The sequence below is a fragment of the Variovorax davisae genome (assembly GCF_030316845.1).
Lineage (GTDB): Bacteria > Pseudomonadota > Gammaproteobacteria > Burkholderiales > Burkholderiaceae_C > Variovorax > Variovorax davisae.
The window spans coordinates 20,448-42,015 of the sequence record NZ_JASZYS010000025.1 but is presented as its reverse complement, the minus strand read 5'-3'; the positions used below and the strand labels follow the sequence as shown (position 1 = coordinate 42,015).

Below are 21,568 nucleotides of genomic sequence, written 5' to 3'. Positions count from 1 at the left end.
GATCACCGCCGGCTGTCGCGTCCGGCCCCTTGCCTGCCGTGCAACGCCCGCGCCGCCGCGGCCTCCGCGCCCGGCATCAGCAGCAGGTCCCGGCTCAGCACGGCGTTGAGCTGAATGACGCGGGCCACGCAGCCGGTCCAGCCGGTCTGGTGACTGGCGCCGATGCCAGCCCCGGTGTCGCCATGGAAATACTCGAAGAACTGCAACAGGTCGCGCCAGTGCGGGTCGTCGCGGAATTTCGACGCCGCGCCGTACGCCGGCCGGGCGCCGCCGCCGTCGCGCAGGAAGATCCGCGCAAGCCGCTCGCCCAGTTCCTTCGCCACTTCGAGCAGGGTCTTCATCTGCCCCGAGCCGGTCGGGCACTCGACCTTGAAATCCTCGCCGAAGTAGGCGTACAGGCGCAACAGCGAGGTGTAGAGCAGGAAGTTGATCGGCATCCACACCGGCCCGCGCCAGTTGGAGTTGCCGCCGAACATGCCCGAGTCGGAATCGCCGGGCACGTAAGCCACCCGGTACGACTGCCCCGCGTGCTCGAAGACGTAGGGGTGCGCCAGATGGACGCGCGACAGCGCGCGAATGCCATGCGGGCCGAAGAACTCGTTCTCGTCGAGCATGCGACCGAGGATGCGGCGCAGCTTCTGCTCGTCGACGATGGCCAGCATGCGGCGTTTGGCGACGCCGGGCTGCTGCGGCAGATGCATCCGGGCCGCGAGTTCGGGGTGGCGCGCCAGGAACAGGCGGGCCCGGTCGCCGAACCTGGGCAGCTTCTGGAGGATGTCTTCCTCGAACACGGCCACCGCGGCCAGCGGCAACAGGCCGACGATGGAGCGCACCTTCAGGCGGGTGGCGTTGCCGTCCGGCAGGCGCAGCACGTCGTAGAAGAATCCGTCCTCTTCGTCCCACATCTCGTCGTGCCGGTCGCCGACACGGTCCATCGCCCCGGCGATGAACAGCGTGTGCTGGAAGAACTTCTCGACGAACTCCTCGTACAGCGGCTCCTCCAGCGCCAGCTCGACGGCGATGCGCAGCATCTGCTGGCTGAAGAACACCATCCATGCCGTGCCGTCGGCCTGGTCGAGGTAGCCGCCCGTGGGCAGCGGCGACGAGCGGTCGAACACGCCGATGTTGTCCAGGCCGAGGAAGCCGCCCTCGAAGACATTGGCACCGGTGCGGTCCTTGCGGTTGACCCACCAGGTGAAGTTGACCAGCAGCTTGGAGAAGGCGTACTTGAGGAACTCGACGTCCCCCTGCCCGCCGCGGCGCTCCTTGTCGATGAGGTAGAGCTGCATCGTCGCCCAGGCGTGCACGGGCGGATTCACGTCGCCGAAGTTCCATTCGTAGGCCGGCAGCTGGCCGTTCGGATGCAGGTAGTCGTTGCGGAGCATCAGGTCGAGCTGCTGCTTGGCGAAGTCGGGGTCGACCATGCCCAGCGGAATCATGTGGAAGGCCAGGTCCCACGCGGCGTACCACGGGTACTCCCATTTGTCGGGCATCGAGATGATGTCGTCGTTGAACATGTGGCCCCACTCGCTGTTGCGCACCCGGCGGCGCTCCGACAGCGGAAGCTGGGTGCCCGCGCCATGCTCGTCGAGCCAGAGGTCGAGGTCGTAGTAGAAGTACTGCTTGGTCCACAGCATGCCGGCCAGCGCCTGGCGCATGACGTTCGCGCGGTCGGGGTCATCGCGGATCGCGGGAGGCGTCAGCGAGGCGTAGAACGCGTCGGCCTCCTGGAGCCGGGCCGCGAAGACGGCATCGAAGTCCCCGAAGGGGCCGGCCGGGGCACCGCCCTCGCTGGCCTTCAGGCGCAGCCGCACCGCCCGCGACTGCCCGGCGGCGACGTCGAGCTGGTAGTGCGCGGCCACCTTGGTGCCGCGCTGCGCCGGGTTGACGGCCTCTCTGTCGCCGTGCACGACGAAGTTGCCGATGCCGTCCTTGACGAAGGCCGAGGCGTTGGTCCCGCCGAACAGCCGGGCGTTGTTGGTTTCGTTCTCGGTGAAGAGCAGCGGCACCTCGGCGTCGCAATGAAGCTCGTAGCTGCCCAGCGATTCCAGGAACAGCGCATCGGTATGGCGGGCGCGCACGGACGCCCCCGTGGCGCCCAGGCGTTCGATGGTCGGCTTGGAGCCGCCGCCCGGCTGCGACCAGGTGTTGCGGAACCACAGCGTCGGCAGCAGATGCAGTGACGCCGCCTCCGGGCCGCGGTTGAAGACCGTGATCCGCACCAGCACGTCGTCCGGCGCGGCTTTCGCGTATTCGACGAAGACGTCGAAGTAGCGGTTGTCGTCGAACACGCCAGTGTCCAGCAACTCGTACTCCGCTTCGTGCTTGCCCCGGCTGCGGTTGGTGGCGACGATGTCGCCGTAGGGATAGGCCGCCTGCGGATACTTGTACAGGTACTTCATGTACGAGTGCGTGGGCGTCGAGTCGAGGTAGAAGTAGTACTCCTTCACGTCTTCGCCGTGATTGCCCTCGCTGTTGGCCAGGCCGAAGGCGCGCTCCTTCAGGATCGGGTCGCGCCCGTTCCACAGCGCCAGCGCGAAGCACAGCACCTGGTGGTCGTCGCTGATGCCGCCCAGCCCGTCTTCGCCCCAGCGGTAGGCGCGCGAGCGGGCCTGGTCATGGGAGAAGTAGTTCCAGGCGTCGCCGTTCTCGCTGTAGTCCTCGCGGACCGTGCCCCATTGCCGCTCGCTGAGGTACGGGCCCCATTTCTTCCAATCCGCCCGGTTCGCCTGCGCGTCGTCGAGGCGTTGCTTCTCTGCTGCGTCGATGCCCATGGGATGGTCTCCTCGAGCCCCGTGCCAATGGGGGGGATTCGACGCATCTTCGTCACTTGGCCCAGGCTCCGCAAGGGGCGGCGCACCGCATCCTGGGCCTGCTCGGGCTTGAAATCGATCGACTTCAGCACGGTGCCGATGCGCTCGCAGTCGGCGAGCAGCGACTTCGCCAGCTCCTCCGACGTCCGCGACTGGCCCGCGTCGAGGCCGAACTCCCTCAGGCGTTCGCGAAGCGCGAGGCGATCAGGCAGCTCGAAGCGCGGCAGGTCGCCGGCGCCACCGGCGCCTGACCGCCGGCGCCGGCGTTCCTTCGTAGTCGCCGTCGGCGATGGCCGTGAAGATGCGCTCGGCGATCTGCTCCGGCAGCGTCATCAGCTGACGAAGGGGCTGTCTGGGCCGGGCGGGTTGTTCGGGACCTGTGTTCTTGAGTGCAGCCATCGTTCTTGTCGACATTCGGAATGCCGAGTCCACCGGTCGGCGAAACATTGTCAACAAAACCAATGTGATCAACCACGCATCGTTGAATGTGCGGCGTGACAAAAACCGAAACGCCCCCTACGCTGCACCCCGCCCGATCACCATTTTCTCGTCTTACCCGACACGCCCGATGATCCTCAGTCGCAAAATTGGCGCTCGCCTCATCCTTCTGGCGGCGACGGTCGCCGCCATGTTCACGACGCAAGACGCGCCGGCCCAGCCCCGGCTGGACCCGGTGGCCGATGACGCCTGGCGCTTTTCGGCCGGGCTCGGCGTCTTCAGTCGCCCCCGGTATCCCGGCAGCGGCGATGCCCAGACCGTGGCCGTGCCGCTGGTCACCGCCAACTATGGGCGCTATTTCCTCGGCGGCACGCCGGGGGCCGGCTTTCCATTCGGCGTGGGCTTCAACCTCATCCAGAACGACGCCTGGCGCTTCGGAGTGGCTTTGGGCGGGGAACTGGCCAAGCCGCGCAAGGAATCCGACGCACCGATCCTCCGCGGCTGGGGCGATATTTCCGAGACGGCACTGGGCAGCGTGTTCGCCGCGTACACCTACGAGTGGCTGACGGTCCGGGGCTTCCTGGTCTCCGACATCGGGGGCAACGATCAAGGCACCCGGATCGCCGTCGACCTCGAAGGGCGGTACCTGGTCAACGAAAGGCTGGTCCTGACCGCCGGGCCCGGCGTCACCTGGGCCAACGGCAAGTACACCCAGACCTTCTACGGTATCAACGCCCAACAAAGCCTGATCGCCGGCGTTGCCCCGTACCGGGCGGGAAGCGGCGTCAATACGCTGCGCTTCTCCGTCGGGGCCCAGTATCAATTGAATGCCCAGTGGGGTCTTGGCGCGAGCGTCGCCGTCGCCTGGCTGCAAGGCGACGCCGAACGCAGTCCGATCACGGAAGACAAGACGCAGACCACCTACGGCATCTTCGCTTCCTACAGGTTCTGACCGCGGACGCTGGCGTCGCGCGAAGGCGCGGGTGGGTGCGGATCCGTCCCGGCCTCGACGACCGGCTGGTCGGCGCTGTCGAGCCAGGCGTTGATCAGCGTGTAGGAAACCGCCAGCAGCACCGGACCGACGAAGATCCCGACCAGCCCGAAGCCGAGCAGGCCGCCGATCACGCCGGCGAAGATCAGCAGCAGCGGCAGGTCGGCGCCGCGCTTGATGAGCCACGGGCGCAGGAAGTTGTCCATGGTGCCGACGATCACGGTCCACACCAGCAGGAAGATACCCCAGCCGGTCGAGCCGCTCCAGAAGACCCAGATCGTCGCCGGCGCCAGCACCAGCGTCGGCCCGAGCTGCACGATGCACAGCATGAACATCACCGCGGTGAGCAGGGCCGCGAAGGGCACGCCGGCGATCGCCAGGCCGATGCCGCCCACCACGGCCTGGACGATCGCCGTCACGCCCACGCCGAGCGCCACGCCCCGGATCGCCTGGCCGGCCAGCACGACCGCATCTTCGCCGCGCGAACCGCCCAGCCGGCGGCCGAAGCGCCGGACCTCGACGGCCGCCGATTCGCCCTGGGCATACATCAGGCCGGCGATGACCACGGTCAGCAGGAACTGCAAGGTGAGCGCCCCCACCACCCCGGCCTGCGAGAACAGCCAGCCGGTGACGCGCGAGGCATAGGGCGTGACCTTGGCCTCGATGCCCGCCACGCCCGAGGCCACCAGTTCGTCCCAGGCGAGCGTCACTTTGGGCCCGACGAAGGGCACGCTGGCGACCCAGTCGGGCAGCTGCGGCGGGCCCTTGCTGATCTGCAGCTTGAACCAGGCGATGACTTCGTCGGCGTTGGCCGCGATGGTGGAGATCGCCATCGTCAGCGGCAGCACGAAGAGCAGCAGCAGGATCAGCACCATCACCAGCACCGCCAGGCTGCGGCGCCCCCACAGCCGGGCCTCGAACCAGAGCAGCGCGGGCCAGGTCGCCACCACCACCATCACGGCCCAGATGGTGGCGCCGAGGAAGGGCCGCAGGATCCAGAGCGAGGAGCCGATCAGCAAGACGATGGTCAACACGCTGAACGTGATCTTGGCCAGGTCCGGTCGCGTGTCTGTCATGGAGCGTCACCTCTGTGCGGAAGGCGCCATCGTAGCCGAGCCCCGGCTCGGCGCGGCGCTCAGGGCGAGCGGTGCAGTCGCGGCGCCGACAAGGCGTCGATGCTCTGGCGGATGGTCTCGTCGACATCGCGCCAGCGCCCGGACAGCCTGGCCAGGACCAGCGCCGCCTGCAGCGCCTGGATGTCCTTGACGGTCGGCGCGACCCGGATCTGCGCAATCGCCGCGTCGGTATTGCCGCCCTTGAGCAGCGTCAGCACCTTGGCCGCCCAGTCGCTTGTTCTTGCCATGAGTTCCCCCGTGTCGGATCGGAGGGCGACTCTACACCGGCTTCAGAACAGCGCCTTCTCCCCGGGCTTCAGCGCCAGCACGCGCGGCGCCGCGTCGCCGAGCGCGCGCACGTATTCTTCCGGGGTTCCCTTGCCCAGCGGATTGGCGCCGTAGTGCATCGGGATCACGGCCTTGGGCCGGAGCCATTCGCGCGTGGCATAGGCGGCGTCTGCCGGGCCCATGGTGAAGTGGCCGCCGATCGGCATCAGGACCAGGTCGGGCTTGTAGTAGTCGGCGATGAACTTCATGTCGGCGAACAAGCCGGTGTCGCCCATGTGGTAGATCCGGAAGCCGTTCTCGAGCTCGATGATGTAGCCCACCGGCTCGCCGCCGGGATGCGCCTCGTCCTTGCCGCTGGCCGGGTTCTTCCAGACGATCACCGACGAATGCTCGGCGCGCACCATCGTCACCTTGATGCCGGGCAGCGGGTTGATCGTGCCGCTCTTGTTGAAGCGCGGCACCAGGTTCGCCGGCAGGATGCCCAGCAGGCCCACGGTCTGGTTCATGTCGCCGGGCGCATACATCGGGATCTGGTGCATCAGCGCCAGCGCCGGAGCATCGGCGAAGTGATCGAAGTGGCCGTGGGTGACCAGCAGCAGGTCCACCTTGCCGAGGGCCTCGAGGTTCTTGTATTCGGCCGGCGTCACCGGGTTCTGGCGCAGCCAGGGGTCGGTGACGATCACCTTGCCGCCGGGCGTGGTGATGCGGAAGGCCGACTGGCCCAGCCACAGCACCTCGGTCTTGCCCGCGGCCGGCTGCTGGGCCATGGCGAACGGGCACAGCGCCGCGAGAAGCACGACCTGCAGGAACCTGGACAGCAAACTCATCTTCTTTCTCCTGGGTTGGGGGGTCTGTCGATCAGTCGACGGTGATGTGGGCGGCCTTGATCACGCGCGCCCAGCGCTGGATCTCGCTGGCAATCAGCTGGCCGAACACCTGCGGCGTGGCCGGCGTGGCCTCGGCGCCCTCGGCGGCCAGCCGGGCGCCGACCTCGGCCGAGCCCAGCGAGCGGTTGATCTGCTGGTTGAGCAGCGCGACGATCTCCGCCGGCGTGCCGGCCGGCGCGACCACGCCGTACCATTGGTCGGCCTCGAAGCCCTGGGTGCCGGCGACGCCGCTCTCGGCCACGGTCGGCACCTCCGGCAGCAGCGCGATGCGGCGTGGGCTCGACACCGCCAGGGCGCGCATCTTGCCGGCCTTGATGTGCGGCAGCAGCGCCGGCGCACCCGTGAACAGCAGCTGCACCTGGCCGGCCAGCAGGTCGTTGACCGACGGCGCGGTGCCCTTGTAGGGAATGTGCAGGAACGAGGCGCCGGTCTGCAGCTTGAGGTATTCCATCGTCATGTGCGCGGCGCTGCCGTTGCCGCCGGAGCCGTACGCCAGCTGGCCGGGACGCGCCTTGGCCAGCGCGATCAGCTCGGCCAGCGTGCGCGCCGGCACCGAGGCATGGACCACGAGCACGTTCGGCACCCGCGCCACCCAGGCCACCGGCGCGAAGCTGCGCAGCGGGTCGTAGCCCAGCTTGGGGTAGAGCGAGGGGTTGACGGCCAGCGTGCCGATGTGCCCCATGAGCAGCGTGTAGCCGTCGGCGGGCGCGCGCGCGACCTTCTCGGCGCCGACCGATCCGCCGGCGCCGGGCACGTTCTCGATCACGACGGCCTGGTTCCACGCGCGTCCGAGCTCCTGCCCGATCGCCCGGCCCAGCACGTCGGAGGACCCGCCCGGCGTGAACGGCACGATGAGGTGCGGCGGCCGGCCCGGATAGCCCTGCTGCGCCATGGCCGCGCGGCTCGCGCTCCACAGCGCGCCGCCGGCCGCGGCGAGGCAGGCCTGGCGGCGGGTGATGCCTGGTGTCATGCGTTCTCCTGTCTTCATTCGGGCTTGATGTCGGCTTCGCGGATCAGCTTGCCGTAGCGGGCCGCATCGCTCTTGAGCAGCTGCTCGAAGCGCTCGGTCGGCCCCGGCAGCGGCAGCCCGCCGGCGGCCGCCAGCTGCTCGCGCACCTCGGGCGACTCGATCGCCTTCTGCACCGCGGCATGCAGCTGCGCCAGCACCGGCTTCGGCAGCCCGGCCGGCGCGACGAAGCCATACCAGACGCTGGCCTCGAAGCCCGGAAAGCCGGACTCCGCGACCGTCGGCACGCCCGGCAGCACCGCGGAATGCTCGGCGCTCATCACGGCCAGCACCCGCAGCTTGCCGCCCCTGGCCAGCGGCAGCGCTTCGAGCGCGTTGACCGCCACCACGTCCACGTGGCCGCCGAGCACATCGGTGAGCGCCTGGGCGCCGCCCTTGTACGGCACATGGCGCAGTGACAGGCCGGCCGTGTGCTGGAACAGCTCCATGGCCAGGTGCGGCGTCGAGCCGTTGCCCGGCGTCGCCACGGTGACCGCGCCCGGCTTGGCCTTGGCGGCGGCCACCATCTGCTGCAGGGTCTTGAACGCCGAGCCCTCGCGCACCGCGAACACCACCGGCACCCGACCCACCAGGGCCACCGGCGTCAGCTCGCGCTCCAGGTCGTAGGGCGGCGGCTGGAACAGCGACGGGTTGACCGCCAGCGCATTCGCCGCCAGCAGCAGGGTGTAGCCGTCGGGCGGACTGCCGATCAGCGACTTGACCGCGATGTTGGTGCCGGCGCCCGGCTTGTTCTCGACCACCACCGGCTGGCCGAGGATGGCCGCCATCCGCTGGCCGACCGAACGCGCGATCGCATCGACCGCGCCGCCGGCGCTGTAGCCGACGTAGATCTTCAGGGGCCGCGAGGGAAAGGCCTCGGCGGCGCCGGCGGGCTTCAGGCCCCCGAGGGCGAGCAGCCCGGCCTGGGCCAGGACGAGTCGACGGGTGATGGTTGTCATGATCGGTTCCAGGTGGTCGAGGGCTTGCGCCGGCTCAGCGGCCCTGCAGCGGCGCCTCGAAATTCGCCAACAGCCGCGCCCTGCCGGCATGCACGTGGCGCTCGGCGGCGGCGCGGGCGCGGGCCTTGTTCGATGCCACGATGGCATCGAAGATCGCACGGTGCTCGGCATTCGAACGCCGCATGTTGCCGGGCGCGTTGAAGTACTTGCGGCGCACCAGGTGCAATTCTTTCACGTAGTCGTCGTAGGCCTGGTGGGCGCGGCGGTTGTTCGAGATCTCGAGGATCAGCGAATGGAACTGCAGGTTGAGTTCGTAGTAGAGCGTGCCGTCCTCCGCCTCGCAGGCGGCGTCCATGGCGTCGAGCAGCGCCTCCATCTGCTTCCGGTGCTCGTCGGTGAAGTGCTCGCAGGCCCGGTCGGCTGCGTAGCCGAACACCAGTGCGCGCAGTTCGTAGATCTCGAGCATCTCGCGCAGCGAGAGCTGGCGCACGAACACGCCGCGGTTGGCGACGGCGGTGACCAGGCCCAGCCCGGCCAGCACCTTGATCGCCTCGCGGATCGGGCCGCGGCTGGTGCCCATGCGCAGCGCCAGCGCCGCTTCGTTGAGGCGCTCGCCGGGCTTGAACTCGCCGCTGTAGATGAGCTGCTTGAGCTCGCTCACGATGGCATGCGACAGGCCGGCGCCACGGGGGCTGGAGGAAGGAGTTGGCATGGGCAAATCCTACCTTTTACGGCGGACGGATCATTCCACCTTGACGTTGGCGGTCTTCACCAGCTTGACCCAGAACTTGCCGTCCTCGGCCAGGAAGCGGTTGAACTGCTCTGGCGACGCCGACAGCGACACCTCGGTGCCGTCGCGCGCCAGCGAGGCCTTGACCGACGGGTCTTCCATCGCGGCGATGGTCGCCTTGTAGATCTTCTGCACGATCGCCGGCGGGGTGCCGGCCGGCACGAACATGCCATACCAGAACTCGAGGTTGTAGTCGGGCAGGCCCGCCTCCTTCATGCCCGGCAGCCCGGGCACCAGCGGCGAGCGCTCGCGGGTGCTGACGGCCAGCGCCAGCAGCCGGCCGGCGTTGGCCATCGGCAGCACCGAGGGCGAGGTGCCGAAGGTGAGCTGGGTGTCGCCCGCCATCACCGACTGGATCGCCAGGCTGCCGCCGCGGTAGGGGATGTGCGTCATCTCAACGCCGGTGACCTGGCTGAACAGCGCGGCGCCCAGGTGCGGCGCCGACCCATTGCCCGAGGTCGAGTAGTTGAGCTGGCCCGGCGCCTTCTTCGCCGCCGCGATCAGGTCGCTGACCGAGCGGATGCCGGTGGCGGGATTGACCGCCAGCACCAGTGGCGAGGTGGTCATCTTGGTCACGGCCGTGAGGTCGCGCGCCGTGTAGGCCAGCTTGGGGTTGAGCGCCGGATTGACCGAGATGCTGCTCGGGCTGGCGATCAGCAAGGTGTAGCCGTCGGCCGGCGACTTGGCCACCAGCTCGGCCGCGATGCTCGAGCCGTTGCCCGGCTTGTTGTCGACCACCACCGGCTGGCCGAGCGCCTTGCCGAAGGCCACGCTCATGGCCCGGGCCACGTAGTCGGCGGCGCCGCCGGGGGCGAAGCCGATGACCAGGCGGATCGGCTTGCTCGGATAGTCCCCGGGCTGCGACCAGGCGGCGCTGCCCACGACGCACAGACCCAGCGCCAGGGCGATCTTCTTGATGTCCATGTCTTGTCTCCTTTTTGTTGTTCTGGGGCTCAGGCGGCGGCCGGCATGCGCAGCACGATTTTTCCGACGTGGCCGCCGCTCTCCATCGTCGCCTTGGCTTCCTCCAGCTGCGCGAAGTCGCAGACCCGGTCGATCTGCGGCCGGATGCGGCCGGCGGCGATGTGCGGCAGCACGTCGCGCACGAAGGCGGGGATCGCCGCCGCGCGCTGCGCCTTGCTGCGCAGCTTGTTCGAGACGCCGAACACGGTGAGCCGCTTCGCGTGCAGCGCCGCCAGGTCGAGCTCGGCCTGCACCACGCCATCGACATAGCCGACCGTGGCCAGCCGGCCCTCGAAGGCCATCGCCCGGATGTTCTCCGCGAAGACGGTGCCGCCGACCGTGTTGATGACCAGGTCGGCGCCGTGCTGGCCGGTCGCCTGCATGACCGCGGCGCCGAAATCGGGGGCGCGCGTGCAGACGGCGAGATCCAGGCCCAGCGGCTTCAGCCGCGCCAGCTTGTGCTCCGAGCCCGAGGTGCCGATCACCTGCGCGCCCAGCAGCTTGGCCAGCTGCAGCGAGGCGACGCCGACGCCGGACGACACGCCGTTGATCAGCACCCACTCGCCGGGCTGCAGCCGCCCTTGCAGCACCAGCATGTCGTACGACACCAGGAAGGTCAGGGCGACGCAGGCCGCCTCCTCCCACGACAGGCTGGCCGGCTTGGCCATCGCCTCGATCTCCTCCATCAGCGCGTACTCCGAGAACGCGCCGGAACAACGGCCCATGACGGCGTCGCCCGGCTTGAAGCGCGTGACGCCGGCGCCGACCGCGACCACCTCGCCGGCGCCCTCCCCGCCGATCGCCTTCCAGCTGCCGGGCTGGCCGTGCAGGCCATGGCCGGCCACGAACTCGCCGCGATTGAGCGACGCCGCGTGCATCCGCAGCACCAGCTGCTGCGGGCCGGGCTGCGGCGGGGCCGTCTCGCGCAGCTCCAGCACGGTCGCCGCGTCGGTCATCTGCATCCAGTAGGACTGCATCGTGGGATCTCCTCGTTGATCGGTGTCTAGCGGCCCGTAAAGACCGGCTTGCGCTTCTGCATGAAGGCGGTGCGGCCCTCGGTGTAGTCGGCGCTCTCGAAGCAGCCGCGGATCAGGGCCGTGCACAGGGCCTGGTCCAGTTCCGGCGAGGGCTTCAGGATCTCGCGCGTGATGGCCTTGCCGGCCGCCACGGTCAGCGGGGCGTTGTCGGCCAGCGCCCGCGTGTACTCGGCCAGCAGCGCATCGAGCCCGGCCACCGTGGCAACGCGGGTCACGAGGCCGAGCGCCTTCGCTTCCGCGGCGTCGATCCGGCGCGCGGTGAAGAACAGGTCCTTGGCCGCGCCGGGGCCGATCAGGTCGACCAGGTTCTTCATTGCCGAATAGCGGTAGCCCAGCCCCAGCCGCGCGGCCGGGATCGAGAACACCGCGTCGTCGGCCGCGATGCGGATGTCGCAGCTGATCGCCACGTTCACGCCACCGCCGATGCACCAGCCGCGGATGCAGGCCAGCGTCGGCTTGGCGAAGTCGTGGATGCTCATCAGCGCTTCCTCGGCCATCGCCTCGTAGCGGGTCACGGCCTCGCGGGCGGCGCGCATGTCCTCGAACTGCGAGATGTCGGCACCCGAGACGAAGGCCTTCTCGCCCGCGCCGGAGAAGACGACCAGGCGCACCCGGTCGTCGTCCTGCGCCAGGCGCAGCAACGGCGGCACGGCCTCCCACATGTCGACCGACAGCGCGTTGTGCCGTGCCGGGTTGTTGAAGCGGATGTGCAGCGTGCTGCCGTCGAGCCAGGTCTGGACCCGCTCGGTGGTGGATGCGTAGGTGGGATGGGTCATGTCAGAAAACTCCGTTCGCTTGCATGCGGGCGAGGTCGTCCGCGCCGATGCCCAGTTCGCGCAGGACTTCCTCCGTGTGTTCGCCGCGGCGCGGGGCCGCGCGGGCGATGGTGCTGGGGGTGCGCTCCAGCTGCATCGGCTGGCCGACCAGCCGCTGCCGGCCGAGCCGCTCCGACACCACTTCCTTGACCATGCCCAGGTGCTCGATCTGCGGCTCGGCGAAGACCTCGCGCATGTCGCTGATGAGGCCGCAGGCCACGCCGCCGGCGTTGAACTGCGCGATCCAGTGGCTGCGGTCGTGGGCCGCCAGGCGGCGGTCGATCTCGGCGTTCAGCGCGTCGCGGTTCACCGAGCGCGAGGGCTTGTCGTGGTAGCGCTCGTCGGTGATCCACTCGGGCGCGCCGAGGATCTGGCAGAAGCGCTCCCAGATCTTGGAGCCGAACACGGCGATGTTGAGGTAGCCGTCGCGGGCCTTGTAGACGCCGGTCGGAATGCTGGTCGGATGGAAGTTGCCCGCCTGGTGGCCGACCTCGCCGTCGATCAGGTAGCGCGAGGTCTGGAAATCCATCATGTAGACCATCGACTCCAGCAGCGAGGTGTGCAGCCACTGCCCCTTGCCGGAGGCCTCGCGCTCCAGCAGGGCGACCAGGATGCCCTGCGCCGCGAAGATGCCGGCGCACAGGTCGGCGATCGGGATGCCCACGCGCACCGGGCCGTCGCCCGGCAGGCCGGTGACCGACATCAGGCCGCCCATGCCCTGCGCGATCTGGTCGAAGCCGGGCCGCGTCGCCAGCGGGCCCGACTGGCCGAAGCCGGAGATGCTGGCGTAGACCAGGCGCGGGTTGTCCGCCGCCAGCGTCTCGTAGTCGATGCCGAGGCGGAATTTCACGTCCGGGCGGAAGTTCTCGACCACCACGTCGGCCTTCGCGATCAGGCGCTGCAGGGTCGCGATGCCGTCGGCTTGCTTGAGGTCGAGCGTGATGGAGCGCTTGTTGCGGTGCGTGTACTGGTAGTCGGAGCCGTCCTGCCCGCCCAGGGTGTCGTCGCCGCGCATGTGCTCGGGCATCTGGACCTGGATGACGTCGGCCCCCCAGTCGGCCAGCTGGCGGCAGGCGGTGGGACCGGCACGGACCTGGGTCAAGTCGATCACGCGGAAGCGTTGCAGGGCGGATGAGGCAGGCAGATGGGGCATGCGGAGTGGACTCGAAGGGCCTTTGAATGGGCTGGATTGTTGATATCTCCCGATCAAGTGTCAACACTTTTTAGAAACAAGTGGACATTTCCAAATCCATTCGTATACGATAACCGGACACCAACGGACTTCCGCATGCTGCCCTGGCTCTCCGACCTCCCCCCCGATCCGCTGCCGGCCGCGGGCGACATCCCGCTCGCCAAGCTGGTCCGCGACGACATGCTGGCCATGATCCTGCGCGGCGAGCTGCCGAGCGGCCAGCGCATCAACGAGCCCGACATCGCCGCCCGCCTGGGCGTCTCCCGGGTGCCGGTGCGCGAGGCGCTGCGCGAGCTCGAAAGCACCGGCCTGGTGGTGGCTCGCAAGCACGCCGGCGTGTTCGTGCGCGAACCGGACGCCGCCGAGCTGCGCGACCTGTACGAGATGCGCGGGCTGCTCGACAGCTTCGCCGGCCGCCGCGCCGCGCGGCTGGGCGAGGCGGCCCGCCTCGCGCTGGCCGATGCGCTCGATGCCTCGATCGCGGCCATGAACGCCGCCTTCGCCGCCCACGACGTGCAGCGCTACTACCGCGAGAACCTGAAATTCCACTGGGCCATCGTCGAAGCCGGCGGCAACCAGGCGCTGGCCGACACCTACCGCGGCGTGGTGCAGAAGCTGCACCTCTCGCGCCTCAAGAATCTTTCGCAGGACATGGGCATGCGCGCCTCCATCGCCGAGCACGTGGCGATCGCCCGGGCGCTGCGCGACGGCGACGTCGCCCGCTGCGAAAGGCGCATGGCACGCCACGTCGGCGACGCCTACATCCGGCTTTCGGGCCTGACGGGCTGACCCTCTTCAAGACAAACCAGGAGACAAGACAAAATGAAACGCCGCACCTTCGTCCTCGCGCTGCCCCCGACCCTGATCGGGGTGCATGGGCTGGCCCACGCCCAGGGCTATCCGAACAAGCCCATCCGCTACATCGTGCCGGTGTCCGCCGGCGGCGGCAGCGACATGGTCGGGCGCACCGTGACCGAACGCTGGGGCAAGGTGCTGAACCAGACCTTCGTGGTGGACAACCAGGCCGGCGGCGGCGGCGTGATCGCGTCGCAGAACACCGCCCGCGCGCCCGCCGACGGCTACACGCTGATGCAGGGCTACGTTGCCACCCACGGCACGGCACCCGCCACGCGCCGCCTGCCCTACGACGCGGTCAAGGACTTCACCGCCATCGGCATGATCGGCGGCACGCCCAACGTGCTGGTCGTCAACGCCGACCTGCCGGCCAAGGACTTCAAGCAGTTCGTCGCCTATCTGAAATCGAATCCAAGCAAGGTCAGCTACGGGTCCGCCGGCGCGGGCTCGCTCACACACCTGACCATGGAACTGCTGAAGCAGCAGGTCGGGGTGTTCATGGTGCATGTGCCCTATCGGGGCATCGCGCCCGCCTTCACCGACCTCATGGGCGGCCAGACCCAGGCCATGTTCCCGGGCCTCGCCGCGGCGATGCCGCACCTCAAGTCGGGGCGGGTGCGCGCACTGGCCGTCACGGGCGCCAAGCGCCATCCTGCGGTGCCGCAGGTGCCGACGCTCGAGGAACTGGGCCTCAAGGGCTTCGATGCCATGCAGTGGTACGGCGTGGTCGGCCCGGCCGGCATGCCGGCCGAGGTGGTGCGCCAGCTCAACGAATCGCTCAACACGGTGCTCAAGGCGCCGGACCTGAGCGAGAAGCTGTCGGTCGAGGCGGTCGAGCCGATGCCGATGAGCCCCCAGCAATTCGCCGACTACATCCGGGCCGACATCGCGCGCTGGACCAAGCTCGCCCGCGACCGCAACATCGAACTCGACAGCTAGCGCGCCGCATCTTTTCGTTTTTCTCCAACCTTCCAGCAAGAGCTTTCACATGGCACGCAATACCCAGGTCGCAGCCGACCACAACGCCCCACCCGTCACCCGCATCCTGGCCGAGTACGTGGCCGGCCACGCCTCGCGCGGCTGGACCGATGCGGTGGACCACGAAGCCCATCGCACCTTCCTCAACTGGCTGGGCTGCGCCGTCGGTGCCGCGCGCCACGAGGCCGTCGAGGCGGCGCTGGCCGCGGTGCAGGAACTGCAGCCCGCGCCGCAAGCCAGCGTGCTCGGCCGCGCCGAGCAGGTCGACATCGCGAACGCGGCCATGCTCAACGGCATCAGCTCGCACACCTTCGACTTCGACGACACGCACCTCAAGACCATCATCCATCCGGCCGGCCCGGTGGCTTCGGCGGTGCTGGCGCTGGCCGAGCGCAGCGGCGCCAGCGGCCGCGCCGTGCTCGACGCGCTGGTGCTCGGCATCGACGTGGCCTGCCGGCTGGGCAACACCGTCTATCCGGAGCACTACGACCGCGGCTGGCACATCACCGGCACCACCGGCATGCTGGGCGCGGCCGCGGCCTGCGCGCGCCTGCTCGGCCTGGACGCCGACCGCACCCAGATGGCGCTGGGCATCGCCGCCTCGCAGCCGGTCGGCCTGCGCGAGCAGTTCGGCACCATGACCAAGCCCTTCCATCCCGGCGGCGCGGCACGCGCCGGCCTGATGGCCGCGCTGATGGCCAGGCATGGCTACACCGCGAGCCCGAAGGCGATCGAGGCGCCGCGCGGCTGGGCCCAGGTGGTGTCCACCAAGTACGCATGGAACGAAGTGACCGACGAACTCGGCGAGCGCTTCGAGATCTCCTTCAACAGCTACAAGCCCTTCGCCTGCGGCATCGTGATCCACCCGAGCATCGACGCCTGCGTGCAGCTGCGCGAGCGCGGCGTCCAGCCCGAGCAGATCGAGCGCATCGAGCTCAAGGTGCACTCGCTGGTGCTCGAACTCACCGGCAAGAAGGAGCCGGCCGACGGCCTGCAGGGCAAGTTCAGCGTCTACCACGGCTGTGCCGCCGGCCTGGTGTTCGGCCGCGCGGCCGAAGAGGAATTCGCCGACGCCATCGTGAACCGGCCCGACGTGGTCGCATTGCGCCGCAAGGTCGTGGCCACGGTGGACGACGGCATCGACGAAGCCAGCGCCGACGTGACCGCCGTGCTGACGGACGGCCGCCGCGAGCACGTGTTCGTCGAACACGCCATCGGCTCGCTGCAGCGCCCGATGAGCGACGCCGACCTGGAGCGCAAGTTCCACGGCCTGTCGGACGGCATCCTCGGCGCCGGGCGGACGTCCGAGCTGCTGGCAGCGTGCTGGTCGCTCGGCCAGGCGGCGGACGTGCGCGCCCTGACCCGCCTCGCGCGGCCCTGAGCGGCGCGGCGGCAACACGTCATCGAGGAGACGCGTCGATGAAATCCAGAGCGATGTTCCTTGTCCTGCTTCTCGTGGGGTTCGCCGCCTCGAGCCTGTCGGCGCAGACGGCCGACACCACCGTGTCGGTGGAGGGCGGAAAGATCCGGGGCGCGGCCACCGACGTGGCCGGCGTCACGCTGTACAAGGCCGTGCCCTTCGCCGCGCCGCCCGTGGGGCCCAACCGCTGGAAGGCACCGCAGCCGGTCGTGCCGTGGACGGGCGTGCGCGAAGGCGGCGCCTGGCCCGACCGCTGCTCTCAGCTCGCCAGCGCCAACTTGCCCGGCACCTTCTACTTCAACGAGTTCTACTGGGACCCGTCGAAGGATCCGAAGGACAGCGAGGACTGCCTCTACCTGAACGTGTGGGCGCCGCAAAAGCCCGCCGGCGGAACGCTGCCGGTGATGGTGTTCTTCCACGGCGGCGGCAACCGGCACGGCAACATCTCGGAGGTCGAGTTCAACGCCGCCAGGCTGGCGGCCAAGGGCATCATCGTCGTGACGCCGGCCTACCGGCTGAATCTCATGGGCTTCCTCGCCCTGCCCGGCATGCAGGAATACGGCGCCGGCAACTTCGCCATCCTGGACGGCGTGGCGTCGCTGAAGTGGGTCCGCCAGAACATCCGCGCCTTCGGCGGCGATCCCGGCCAGGTGACCATCGCCGGCCAGTCGGCCGGTTCTCGCAACGTGCGGACGCTGATGTCGACGCCGCTGTCGAAGGGCCTGTTCCAGCGGGCCATCATGCACAGCAGCCCGACCGTGATGGCGCAGCCGGACAAGGCGAACTTCGTCACGCTGGACGAGAAGACGGCCGCGGCCGCGCCGGTGTTCGAGAAGCTCTATCCGGGCAAGAGCCTCGATGAATTGCGGAAGATCCCGGCGCAGGATTTCTACCAGGACGATGCCCGGGCCGAGCAGCTGTTCGCGGCGACCAGCGGCAGGTACGCGGTCATCGACGGCACCGTGCTGACGAAGACTTCGGTCGACCTGCTGCGCCCCGGGGCGCTCGACGGCGTGGACGTCATGCTCGGCACCGTCGCCGACGAGCGCACGGCGCTCGATGGCGCGCCGGACAAGCAGATGGAGATCGCCGATTTCCATGCCTACTGGAAGAAGCTGCTGGGCGAGCCGCTCTACGCGAAGTACCGCTTCGAGCAGTTGTATCCCGCCGCCACCCGGAGCGATGCCTACCGCCAGCACCTCAAGGCCCAGGCCGACATGGCGCTGGAGCAGAACCGGATCGCGGGCACGGTGCTGAAGGCACAGAACCCCGGCAGCAAGGTCTATGTCTTCTACTTCGACCATCCCACGCCGGGGCGCGACCGCGAGTACTACGGGGCGTGGCATTCATCGGACCTCTGGTACGTGCTCGATTCGATGCGCAACGCGCCCGGCCAGCGCCCATGGAGCCCTGCCGACTTCGAGCTGGCGGACCAGGCGTCCTCGTTCTGGGCCAACTTCGTCAAGACCGGCGATCCCAACGGCGCGGGCCTTCCCGACTGGCGCCAGAGCGAGCGCGCCAACGACGGCGCCTACCTGTGGATCGGCGAGAAATCGACCGGCTCGACCAGCGGTTCGCCATACCACGGCACCCGCGCGGAGAACCGCAATGCGCTGTTCCACGACTACCAGGTGAGGTTCTATGGCGTGGACCGCTAGCCAAGCCGGGTCGATCGACGCCACGCGCCGGTCCCTGTGTGCCGCGGCGGGGCTGCTGCTGGCCGGTTGTGCGGGCCCGCGGCCAGACACGAGCGCAGCGGCGAAGGCCGAGCTGGCCAGCGCGGGCCAGCTGCGGGCCGCCATCAACTTCGGCAACCCGATCCTCGCCCGCAAGGATGGCGCCGGGGCGCCGTCGGGCGTCTCGGTCGACCTCGCCCGCGAGGCAGGCCGCCGTCTCGGCGTGGCGGTCGAACTCGTACCGTTCGACTCGGCGGGCAACGTGGTGGACGCCGTCAAGGCGCGCCAGGTCGACCTGGCCTTCGTCGCCATCGACCCGGTCCGCGCGGCAGACCTGGACTACACCGCGCCCTACGTGATCATCGAAGGCGCCTACCTGGTGCGCAACGGCTCGCCGCTGCAGCGCAACGAGGAGGTGGACCGCCCCGGCACGCGCGTCGCCGTGGGCCGGGGCAGTGCCTACGACCTGTTTCTGACCCGCGCGCTGAAGGCCGCATCGCTGGTGCGCGCGCCGACCTCGCCCGAAGTCACCGACGTTTTCCTGGCGCAGAACCTCGAGGTGGCTGCCGGCGTCAGGCAGCAGCTCGAGGCCGACGCAAAGCGCGTGGGCGGGGTGCGGCTGCTGCCGGGGCGCTTCATGGTCATCGAGCAGGCCATGGGCGTGCCCAAGGGCCGGGTCGCGACCCAGGCCTGGCTCGGCGACTTCATCGAGGAGATGAAGGCCTCGGGCTTCGTGGCGGCTGCGCTGCGCCGGCACGGCATCGAGGGCGCCGGCGTGGCGCCCTGCGCGAGCCCGTGCCAGGCCGGACCCCGGCCTCCCTGACAATCCGCGCCATGACTGATTCACCGGACCCCCGCCCCGTGCTGATCGCCGGCGGCGGCATCGGCGGCATCGCGCTCGCCCTCACGCTGCACCAGATCGGCGTGCCCTGCATCGTCTTCGAAGCCGTGCCCGAACTGCAGCCGCTGGGCGTCGGCATCAACCTGCAGCCCAACGCCGTGCGCGAGCTGTACGACCTGGGCTTCGACGCCCGGATGCTCGACACCATCGGCATCCAGGCCCGCGAGTGGGCCCTGCTCGGGCGCAACGGCAACGAGATCTACACCGAGCCGCGCGGCCTGCTGGCGGGCTACCGCTGGCCGCAGTACTCGGTGCACCGCGGCCAGCTGCAGATGCTGCTGTACCGGGCGGCGCTCGAACGGCTGGGCCCCGGCGCGATCCGGCTGGGCCACCGGGTCACCGGCTACCGCCGGCACGCCGAGGGCGTGACCGCGCTGGTCGAGACCCGCGACGGCCGGCGGCTGGAGGTCGATGGCCCGCTGCTGGTGGCGGCCGACGGCCTGCATTCGGCGGTCCGGGCCCAGATGCACCCGGCGCAGCCGCCGATCCAGTGGGGCGGCGCCATCATGTGGCGCGGCACGGCGCAAGGCGTGCCGATCCGCAGCGGCGCGTCCTTCGTCGGCGTCGGGTCGCTGCGGCACCGGGTGGTGCTCTACCCGATCTCGCCGCCCGACCCGGCCACCGGCCTGGCCACGATCAACTGGATCGCCGAGATCACGGTCGACAACGCCAAGGGCTGGACACAGGGCGACTGGAACCGCCGGGTCGCGCTCGACGAGTTCATCCATCACTTCGAGGGCTGGAACTACGACTGGCTCGACGTGCCGGCCATGCTGCGCGGCGCCTCGGAGGTCTTCGAGTACCCGATGATCGACCGCGACCCGGTGCCCAGCTGGGTCGACGGCGGCGTGGCGCTGCTCGGCGATGCCGCCCACGTGATGTACCCGGTGGGCTCCAACGGCGCCAGCCAGGCGATCGTCGATGCGCGGGTGCTCGGTGCGGCGCTGCTGGCCCACGGCGTGAACCCCGCCGCCCTGCAGGCCTACGACGACAAGCTGTGCGGCGACATCTCGGCCCTGGTGCTGCGCAACCGCGGCGCTGGTCCCTTCGGGATCCTGGGCCTGGTCGACGAGCGCTGCGGCGGGGTCTTCGACGACATCGACCAGGTCATCCCGGCGGCCGAGCGCGAGGCCTTCATGGCCCGCTACAAGGCGGCCGCCGGCTTTGCGATCGAGACCCTCAACGCGGCGCCGCCGACGATCGCGCCGGGCGCGCGGGTGCGCTGAGCCGCACGGCGAGGGCCGCCAGGGCGGAGACGGTCGCCAGCACGGTCACGCCCAGCCAGCCCCAGGACGGCAGCACCAGCGCCGCCAGCGCCGAGCCGATCGCCATGCCGATGAACATGCCGGTGAACAGCACCGCATTGAGCCGGCTGCGGGCTGCCGGGTCGATGCCGTAGACGATGGTCTGGTGCGCGATCAGCGCGGCCTGCACGCCCAGGTCGAAGCCGACCGCGCTGGCTGCCAGCAGCCAGAGCCGTGCCGGTGCCGACAGCAGCGGCATCAGCGCCATGGCCGCGAACGACAGCACGACCAGGGCGGCGCCAAGGCGCGTCACCAGTTCGGGCCCGCGGCGGTCGGCCAGCCGTCCGGCCAGCGGTGCCGCGAGCGCGCCGGCGGCACCGGCCAGGCCGAAGGCGCCGGCCGCGGCGCTGCCGAGGTGGAAGGGCGCGCCATGCAGCATCACGGCCAGGGTCGACCAGAAGGCGCTGAAGCCGATCGCCAGCAGGCTCTGCGCGACGGTCGCGCGGCGCAGGGCGCCATGGCGGTGCCACAGCGCGGCCAGCGAGCCCAGCAGCGCGCCATAGGCCAGCTGGGTCGTGGGCCGGAAGCGCGGCAGCCCGCGCCAGGCGGCGACGCCGACCAGGGCGATGCTGGCCGCGGCCACCACGAACATCGAGCGCCAGCCGAAATGCTCGGCCACGAAGCCGCTCACCACCCGCGACAGCAGGATGCCCAGCAGCAGCCCGGTCATCACCATGCCGACCACCTTGCCGCGGTGCGCCTCGGGGGCCAGCGTGGCCGCGGCCGGCACGATGTCCTGCGCCATCGAGGCCGACAGGCCGATCGCGAGGCTGGCGACCAGCAGCCAGCCGATGCCGGGCGCGGCACCGGCCAGCAGCAGGGCCGCGCACAGCACGGCCGCCTTGGCGAGGATGATGCGGCGGCGATCGAAGCGGTCGCCGAGCGGCGCCAGCAGCAGGATGCCGAGCGCATAGCCCAGCTGCGTCAGGGTCGGCATGAAGCCGACGGCGCGGCTCGATGCCCCGATGTCGGCGCCCAGCACGCCCAGCATCGGCTGGCTGTAGTAGATCGACGCCACTGCGAGCCCGGCGCCGGTGGCCAGCAGCAGCACCAGCGACGCGGGCAGCCGGCCGGCCGAGGCCGTCACCGGGTTGGATGCAGCCGTCGCATGCGCTGTTTGAATGGAAGACATGGTGAAAA

20 protein-coding genes are annotated in these 21,568 nt (G+C 69.8%); 8 read left to right on the top strand and 12 right to left on the bottom strand.

What is annotated here, in order from left to right; all coding sequences use genetic code 11:
- Positions 1-2 precede the first annotated feature (2 nt).
- Positions 3-2,774 carry an MGH1-like glycoside hydrolase domain-containing protein gene (locus tag QTI33_RS34120; RefSeq protein ID WP_286511038.1) on the bottom strand — a complete coding sequence of 924 codons (2,772 nt, stop codon included), beginning with the start codon at positions 2,772-2,774 and terminating at the stop codon, positions 3-5.
- Positions 2,775-2,830: 56 nt separating this feature from the next.
- Here QTI33_RS34120 and QTI33_RS34115 point away from each other — a divergent pair, with 56 nt between their 5' ends.
- The gene (locus QTI33_RS34115) at positions 2,831-3,064 is read left to right on the top strand and encodes a hypothetical protein (RefSeq protein ID WP_286511037.1); all 234 of its coding nucleotides are present in this window, start codon (positions 2,831-2,833) and stop codon (positions 3,062-3,064) included.
- A gap of 134 nt (positions 3,065-3,198) precedes the next feature.
- A complete protein-coding gene (locus tag QTI33_RS34110) occupies positions 3,199-4,203 on the top strand; it encodes a MipA/OmpV family protein (protein ID WP_286511036.1) in 1,005 nt (334 codons plus the stop codon).
- Here QTI33_RS34110 and ydiK read toward each other — a convergent pair.
- From ydiK to QTI33_RS34060, 10 genes are read right to left on the bottom strand one after another with little or no spacing between them, the layout of a single operon-like run.
- Entirely contained in the window at positions 4,191-5,318 is a 1,128-nt protein-coding gene (gene ydiK, locus QTI33_RS34105; RefSeq protein WP_286511035.1) for an AI-2E family transporter YdiK, read from the bottom strand. The genes QTI33_RS34110 and ydiK overlap by 13 nt on opposite strands.
- A 59-nt stretch (positions 5,319-5,377) precedes the next feature.
- Positions 5,378-5,605 (bottom strand): hypothetical protein, encoded by a 228-nt coding sequence (locus QTI33_RS34100; RefSeq protein ID WP_286511034.1) that lies wholly within the window; start codon positions 5,603-5,605, stop codon positions 5,378-5,380.
- A gap of 42 nt (positions 5,606-5,647) precedes the next feature.
- Positions 5,648-6,472, bottom strand: coding sequence for a metal-dependent hydrolase (locus QTI33_RS34095; protein ID WP_444814926.1), 825 nt, complete (start codon positions 6,470-6,472; stop codon positions 5,648-5,650).
- A gap of 31 nt (positions 6,473-6,503) precedes the next feature.
- Complete coding sequence (locus QTI33_RS34090) at positions 6,504-7,502, bottom strand: Bug family tripartite tricarboxylate transporter substrate binding protein (protein ID WP_286511032.1); 999 nt, start codon at positions 7,500-7,502, stop codon at positions 6,504-6,506.
- A 14-nt stretch (positions 7,503-7,516) separates the two neighbouring features.
- The gene (locus tag QTI33_RS34085) at positions 7,517-8,497 is read right to left on the bottom strand and encodes a Bug family tripartite tricarboxylate transporter substrate binding protein (protein ID WP_286511031.1); all 981 of its coding nucleotides are present in this window, start codon (positions 8,495-8,497) and stop codon (positions 7,517-7,519) included.
- 34 nt (positions 8,498-8,531) lie between these two features.
- Positions 8,532-9,209 carry a GntR family transcriptional regulator gene (locus tag QTI33_RS34080; protein WP_286511030.1) on the bottom strand — a complete coding sequence of 226 codons (678 nt, stop codon included), beginning with the start codon at positions 9,207-9,209 and terminating at the stop codon, positions 8,532-8,534.
- Positions 9,210-9,239: 30 nt separating this feature from the next.
- Complete coding sequence (locus tag QTI33_RS34075; protein WP_286511029.1) at positions 9,240-10,211, bottom strand: tripartite tricarboxylate transporter substrate binding protein; 972 nt, start codon at positions 10,209-10,211, stop codon at positions 9,240-9,242.
- 29 nt (positions 10,212-10,240) lie between these two features.
- Positions 10,241-11,227, bottom strand: a complete 987-nt coding sequence (locus QTI33_RS34070) for a quinone oxidoreductase family protein (RefSeq protein WP_286511028.1) — start codon at positions 11,225-11,227, stop codon at positions 10,241-10,243.
- Between the two features lie 26 nt (positions 11,228-11,253).
- On the bottom strand, positions 11,254-12,063 hold the full coding sequence (locus tag QTI33_RS34065; RefSeq protein ID WP_286511027.1) for an enoyl-CoA hydratase: 810 nt from the start codon (positions 12,061-12,063) through the stop codon (positions 11,254-11,256).
- Between the two features lies 1 nt (position 12,064).
- Positions 12,065-13,255, bottom strand: coding sequence for a CaiB/BaiF CoA transferase family protein (locus tag QTI33_RS34060; RefSeq protein WP_286511026.1), 1,191 nt, complete (start codon positions 13,253-13,255; stop codon positions 12,065-12,067).
- 135 nt (positions 13,256-13,390) lie between these two features.
- Here QTI33_RS34060 and QTI33_RS34055 point away from each other — a divergent pair, with 135 nt between their 5' ends.
- Genes QTI33_RS34055 through QTI33_RS34030 form a run of 6 tightly spaced genes read left to right on the top strand, consistent with a single transcriptional unit; the run spans position 13,391 to position 20,350 of the window.
- On the top strand, positions 13,391-14,083 hold the full coding sequence (locus QTI33_RS34055; protein WP_286511025.1) for a GntR family transcriptional regulator: 693 nt from the start codon (positions 13,391-13,393) through the stop codon (positions 14,081-14,083).
- Between the two features lie 33 nt (positions 14,084-14,116).
- Positions 14,117-15,088: a Bug family tripartite tricarboxylate transporter substrate binding protein gene (locus QTI33_RS34050; RefSeq protein WP_286511024.1), complete on the top strand. Its 972-nt coding sequence runs from the start codon at positions 14,117-14,119 to the stop codon at positions 15,086-15,088.
- Between the two features lie 49 nt (positions 15,089-15,137).
- Positions 15,138-16,508, top strand: a complete 1,371-nt coding sequence (locus tag QTI33_RS34045; protein WP_286511023.1) for an MmgE/PrpD family protein — start codon at positions 15,138-15,140, stop codon at positions 16,506-16,508.
- A gap of 38 nt (positions 16,509-16,546) precedes the next feature.
- Positions 16,547-18,205, top strand: coding sequence for a carboxylesterase/lipase family protein (locus QTI33_RS34040; protein ID WP_286511021.1), 1,659 nt, complete (start codon positions 16,547-16,549; stop codon positions 18,203-18,205).
- Positions 18,189-19,046: an ABC transporter substrate-binding protein gene (locus QTI33_RS34035; RefSeq protein WP_286511020.1), complete on the top strand. Its 858-nt coding sequence runs from the start codon at positions 18,189-18,191 to the stop codon at positions 19,044-19,046. The genes QTI33_RS34040 and QTI33_RS34035 overlap by 17 nt, the downstream gene beginning before the upstream one ends.
- Before the next feature lie 11 nt (positions 19,047-19,057).
- Positions 19,058-20,350 carry a flavin-dependent oxidoreductase gene (locus QTI33_RS34030; protein ID WP_286511019.1) on the top strand — a complete coding sequence of 431 codons (1,293 nt, stop codon included), beginning with the start codon at positions 19,058-19,060 and terminating at the stop codon, positions 20,348-20,350.
- On the opposite strand, the gene QTI33_RS34025 is transcribed toward QTI33_RS34030, so the two are convergent.
- Positions 20,304-21,560, bottom strand: a complete 1,257-nt coding sequence (locus QTI33_RS34025; protein ID WP_286511018.1) for an MFS transporter — start codon at positions 21,558-21,560, stop codon at positions 20,304-20,306. The genes QTI33_RS34030 and QTI33_RS34025 overlap by 47 nt on opposite strands.
- Positions 21,561-21,568: the final 8 nt, after the last annotated feature.

What these genes read in the sequence shown, in the direction of transcription:
- QTI33_RS34120 (WP_286511038.1), bottom strand. Translation starts at nt 2,774, where the DNA reads ATGGGCATCGACGCAGCAGAGAAGCAACGCCTCGACGACGCGCAGGCG.
- ydiK (WP_286511035.1), bottom strand. Translation starts at nt 5,318, where the DNA reads ATGACAGACACGCGACCGGACCTGGCCAAGATCACGTTCAGCGTGTTG.
- QTI33_RS34100 (WP_286511034.1), bottom strand. Translation starts at nt 5,605, where the DNA reads ATGGCAAGAACAAGCGACTGGGCGGCCAAGGTGCTGACGCTGCTCAAG.
- QTI33_RS34095 (WP_444814926.1), bottom strand. Translation starts at nt 6,472, where the DNA reads ATGAGTTTGCTGTCCAGGTTCCTGCAGGTCGTGCTTCTCGCGGCGCTG.
- QTI33_RS34090 (WP_286511032.1), bottom strand. Translation starts at nt 7,502, where the DNA reads ATGACACCAGGCATCACCCGCCGCCAGGCCTGCCTCGCCGCGGCCGGC.
- QTI33_RS34085 (WP_286511031.1), bottom strand. Translation starts at nt 8,497, where the DNA reads ATGACAACCATCACCCGTCGACTCGTCCTGGCCCAGGCCGGGCTGCTC.
- QTI33_RS34080 (WP_286511030.1), bottom strand. Translation starts at nt 9,209, where the DNA reads ATGCCAACTCCTTCCTCCAGCCCCCGTGGCGCCGGCCTGTCGCATGCC.
- QTI33_RS34075 (WP_286511029.1), bottom strand. Translation starts at nt 10,211, where the DNA reads ATGGACATCAAGAAGATCGCCCTGGCGCTGGGTCTGTGCGTCGTGGGC.
- QTI33_RS34070 (WP_286511028.1), bottom strand. Translation starts at nt 11,227, where the DNA reads ATGCAGTCCTACTGGATGCAGATGACCGACGCGGCGACCGTGCTGGAG.
- QTI33_RS34065 (WP_286511027.1), bottom strand. Translation starts at nt 12,063, where the DNA reads ATGACCCATCCCACCTACGCATCCACCACCGAGCGGGTCCAGACCTGG.
- QTI33_RS34060 (WP_286511026.1), bottom strand. Translation starts at nt 13,255, where the DNA reads ATGCCCCATCTGCCTGCCTCATCCGCCCTGCAACGCTTCCGCGTGATC.
- QTI33_RS34055 (WP_286511025.1), top strand. Translation starts at nt 13,391, where the DNA reads ATGCTGCCCTGGCTCTCCGACCTCCCCCCCGATCCGCTGCCGGCCGCG.
- QTI33_RS34050 (WP_286511024.1), top strand. Translation starts at nt 14,117, where the DNA reads ATGAAACGCCGCACCTTCGTCCTCGCGCTGCCCCCGACCCTGATCGGG.
- QTI33_RS34045 (WP_286511023.1), top strand. Translation starts at nt 15,138, where the DNA reads ATGGCACGCAATACCCAGGTCGCAGCCGACCACAACGCCCCACCCGTC.
- QTI33_RS34040 (WP_286511021.1), top strand. Translation starts at nt 16,547, where the DNA reads ATGAAATCCAGAGCGATGTTCCTTGTCCTGCTTCTCGTGGGGTTCGCC.
- QTI33_RS34035 (WP_286511020.1), top strand. Translation starts at nt 18,189, where the DNA reads ATGGCGTGGACCGCTAGCCAAGCCGGGTCGATCGACGCCACGCGCCGG.
- QTI33_RS34030 (WP_286511019.1), top strand. Translation starts at nt 19,058, where the DNA reads ATGACTGATTCACCGGACCCCCGCCCCGTGCTGATCGCCGGCGGCGGC.
- QTI33_RS34025 (WP_286511018.1), bottom strand. Translation starts at nt 21,560, where the DNA reads ATGTCTTCCATTCAAACAGCGCATGCGACGGCTGCATCCAACCCGGTG.